Origin of the sequence: Enterobacter sp. 61D5 (genome assembly GCF_034107965.1) — a bacterium.
Taxonomy (GTDB): Bacteria; Pseudomonadota; Gammaproteobacteria; order Enterobacterales; family Enterobacteriaceae; genus Enterobacter; species Enterobacter cloacae_M.
In genome coordinates this window covers 1-3,159 of record NZ_JAWNFK010000047.1, presented here as the reverse complement: position 1 = coordinate 3,159, position 3,159 = coordinate 1, and the positions used below count along the sequence as shown (strand labels likewise).

4 protein-coding genes and 1 pseudogene are annotated in these 3,159 nt (G+C 48.7%); 1 reads left to right on the top strand and 4 read right to left on the bottom strand.

All coding sequences use genetic code 11. The features are described from left to right. Positions 1-23: 23 nt before the first annotated feature. Positions 24-1,073 (bottom strand): annotated as a pseudogene (locus UTM25_RS22465) (DUF4158 domain-containing protein); the annotation flags it as partial. Between UTM25_RS22465 and UTM25_RS22460 the strand changes: the two are divergent. After that, a complete protein-coding gene (locus tag UTM25_RS22460; RefSeq protein ID WP_242436456.1) occupies positions 984-1,463 on the top strand; it encodes a GNAT family N-acetyltransferase in 480 nt (159 codons plus the stop codon). The pseudogene UTM25_RS22465 and the gene UTM25_RS22460 sit on opposite strands and share 90 nt — an antisense overlap. A 229-nt stretch (positions 1,464-1,692) precedes the next feature. Here the strand turns inward: UTM25_RS22460 and UTM25_RS22455 are convergent, their stop codons facing one another. The 3 genes from UTM25_RS22455 to UTM25_RS22445 all read right to left on the bottom strand — a co-directional run. Continuing rightward, positions 1,693-1,896 carry a plasmid partition protein ParG gene (locus UTM25_RS22455; protein WP_089601017.1) on the bottom strand — a complete coding sequence of 68 codons (204 nt, stop codon included), beginning with the start codon at positions 1,894-1,896 and terminating at the stop codon, positions 1,693-1,695. A gap of 11 nt (positions 1,897-1,907) precedes the next feature. Beyond that, positions 1,908-2,531 carry a ParA family partition ATPase gene (parA, locus tag UTM25_RS22450; protein ID WP_032639997.1) on the bottom strand — a complete coding sequence of 208 codons (624 nt, stop codon included), beginning with the start codon at positions 2,529-2,531 and terminating at the stop codon, positions 1,908-1,910. A 209-nt stretch (positions 2,532-2,740) separates the two neighbouring features. Then, on the bottom strand, positions 2,741-3,159 hold a 419-nt coding region (locus tag UTM25_RS22445; protein ID WP_320715390.1), incomplete at its 5' end, for a plasmid partitioning/stability family protein.

Genomic DNA, 3,159 nt, shown 5'->3' with positions numbered 1-3,159 from the left:
ACCACCTTGACGGACTCGACCTAGCGGCGTGAGCCTTTAACCCAGATGTCCCCGGAACGCAGCGCTCCCTTAAGCTTGCTGAGCGCACAAAATTCATAGTACTGTCGGTCAATACCCGCAGGTGTAATCACCACCTTGCGCCAGCTTTCAGGGACAAACTCAAGCGGCGCTGTCGCCGGAACTTTACGTGACTGCTTCCGGTACATATCCTTGATCACAACCAGCGCATCAGCCAGAGGTTGTGCTGCCGGGGTTGCGACTAACTGTAAAGCAGACAACATGCGCGGGGCATATTTCCGTAATGTGCTGTATTTCTCAGTAATAATATGCAGCGGGTCAAAATTATTTTTTCTGGCGAGATGGCGTGTTTCCTCCAGACTGGCGACAAATTCGGGCCACGGGAGTATGTTTTCTATTGCGAGCCATGGATCGCCACCGGAATCGCGGGCATCAGACAGCGCCAGACCGACATCGATGTACTGCCTCAGTTTGGACTGGATCAGCTTTCCGGTCTGCTGAAGGCGCTCAGCCTGTGTTCTTTTGGCTTTGCTGAACAGGCTGTTCAGCATTCGCTCATGCAGCTCAATCACTTCGTCTGTCAGTGTGGCTCTGGCTTCTTCCAGCACGCAGACCAGGATTGCATGACGGCGGGCTGCTGAAAATCGGGTCAAATCCCGGCTACTCATCTTTCGGCCTTCCCGCGCCAGTTTCAGCAACCGGTTCTGGTGAATGGTACGATCTATACCTTCAGGCAATTCCAGCGATTCAATGCTGCTGAGCCGATCAAGGTGTTGCAGCACGTTCTTACCATTGATTTTACCCGGCGGTTGCAGAAGCCATGTCAGCCTGGAAGGCTGATTGTCTGATGACTCAAGTAAACGATCCAGAGCATCCCTGTGAGCCGGAGTTAACGGGGCATTCAGGGTCTGAAATACGATTTTATCGCCGCCAGCCATGGCCTCCGCACAGGTACGCTCCACGACATCAATCGCGGGGATTATCACGTTGTTCTTCCGGAGCCAGACCAGCAGTTCTTCGGCCAGGAGAATACCTTTATCGGTGCGCGTCGCTATGTGTTCGTCGCGAGAGAGGAAAAACCTCGTGTTATGGGGTACTACACATTGTCCGGTAGCTGTTTCGAAAAGGAGTATTTCCCTGGTAAGACTCAGCAAAAACGTGTGCCCTATAAAAACGTTCCCAGTGTAACGCTGGGGCGTTTGGCAATTGACAATAGCATTCAACGTCAAGGGTATGGAGAAACGCTTGTAACACATGCCATGAAGGTTGTGTATCACGCATCCCAGGCAGTAGGAATACATGGAATGTTTGTTGAAGCTCTCAGCGACGACGCCAAAAATTTCTACCTTGGCCTTGGCTTCATCCTGCTCAAGCGCGAAAATAGTAACGCCCTCTTCTATCCAACCAAATCGATAGAAGAATTATTCGAAGCCCAAGACGAATAAACAGAAGCCCCGCTAGTCGGGGCTTTTGTTTTATCTTAACAGCATAAGATTCAGGAATTCTATAATCCAATAATCAAATGATTATGTGTTTGTGAGATTATGTTTTATGCCCTGCCTTTCAGCCAGTCCCTTACCAACTTAGTTACGACGTCCGTCATTTCAAAGTCATAACATACTAGAATTCTATGATTAAATACTCATGTACTCATGTACTCATGTGAGCATATGTTTATGCCCTGTCCTTCAGCCAGTCCCTTACCAGTTGAGTGACAACGTCCGTCATTTCAACGTCATCATCGACGCAAGCCTTCTTGAACTCCTTATGGAGATCTTCAGGGATGTTCATCTGCAGTCGTTTAGTGATGACTGACGGCTTCATTACGGCGTCAACGGCGGCTGGCGTGGCACGGTTCTGGCCAAGTTTCATTTTCATAGCGGGCTTGCTCATGCAGTAATCTCCAGAATTTCGTTCGTCAGTACATCAATCTCACCTTTTGCTGCTCCGTCATCCGTATCGAATACGGTACTGCCATCGAGCATAACTTTTACGTAAGCCTGACGCTGAGAGATAGACGTTCTGAAGGCTGGTACGCCAGTGTCTTCGATCGAGTCTTTCAGGACAGCAAGCATTTTGCTGTGCGGAATTTTCTTGGTGATGAGGAAGCGAGCTTCCACCGGTTGTAAGTCCTGACGAGCCTCAATAACTGCCAGAATTGCACCGCATGCAGCAAAGTCCAGTGGCGATGGGGTCACAGGGATAACGACCAGATCTGAAACCATTACCGCTGCAGAAGAAATGGCGGAGATAGCGGCTGCACCGTCAATGATTACATAATCATATGATTTTAAGGATTTGCGTACCTGGTAGACCTCTTTCTCACTGGCCGCTTCGGTCAGGTCAAATGCACACTTCTCTTCATCGAACCAGTTACTGATGCTCCCCTGGGGATCAGTATCTACGACGGCAACAGAGAACCCTTTGCGCTGGATAGCCGTAGCAATGTTGATAGTCGACGTCGTTTTACCTACACCGCCCTTCCCATTCAGAATCGCGATAATCTTAGCCATACACCCTCACATGATTGTTTGACTATATGATTATGTAATCATTTGAGTGTTTGCATACATAATCACACTGTATGTGTGAATATTAATCGGCGAGCATGAGCAAAGCAACATGGAATCATGTGTGCATGGAATAAAAAGATTATATGATTTTGTAATCATATAATCTTTTACTCATATGTGGGAGCATCCCTTGGACGAGCTGCTGGAGGTTAGTCTGGGAGCATGTTGCGTAGGTTCCTGGCAGAGCCGATCGTTTTGGAAGACTCTTCGGATTTTACTACTTGTGGTTGTAGCGATAGGTCCATGCTGAGGAAAGCTCTAAGAACCGCTTCAATCTCTGTACCAGTTACTCCCGGCTTGAGCATTGAAGCCAAAACTGCTGGCAGTCGGCTATCGACTTCAGCGAGCGCCAGACCTGCAAGAGAAAACTGGCGCATGTGATCTTGGGTTTCACCCTGCAACTTGCTGAGTTTGTCAGCAGCGTATTGCTCATTAACAGCTTTTGTCGGGCGAAGGTAGAAACGAATGTCTTTAAGTACTTCTGCTGCAGACGTGTTTTTACGTCCTGGAGCCTTACGCTCAGTTTTATCCGTCAAGTTGACCTCCTTGGGCTCCGTTTGGGAAACGG

Excerpts from the sequence above, each read along its gene's own strand:
- UTM25_RS22455 (WP_089601017.1), bottom strand. The coding sequence starts at position 1,896 with ATGAAAATGAAACTTGGCCAGAACCGTGCCACGCCAGCCGCCGTTGAC.
- parA (WP_032639997.1), bottom strand. The coding sequence starts at position 2,531 with ATGGCTAAGATTATCGCGATTCTGAATGGGAAGGGCGGTGTAGGTAAA.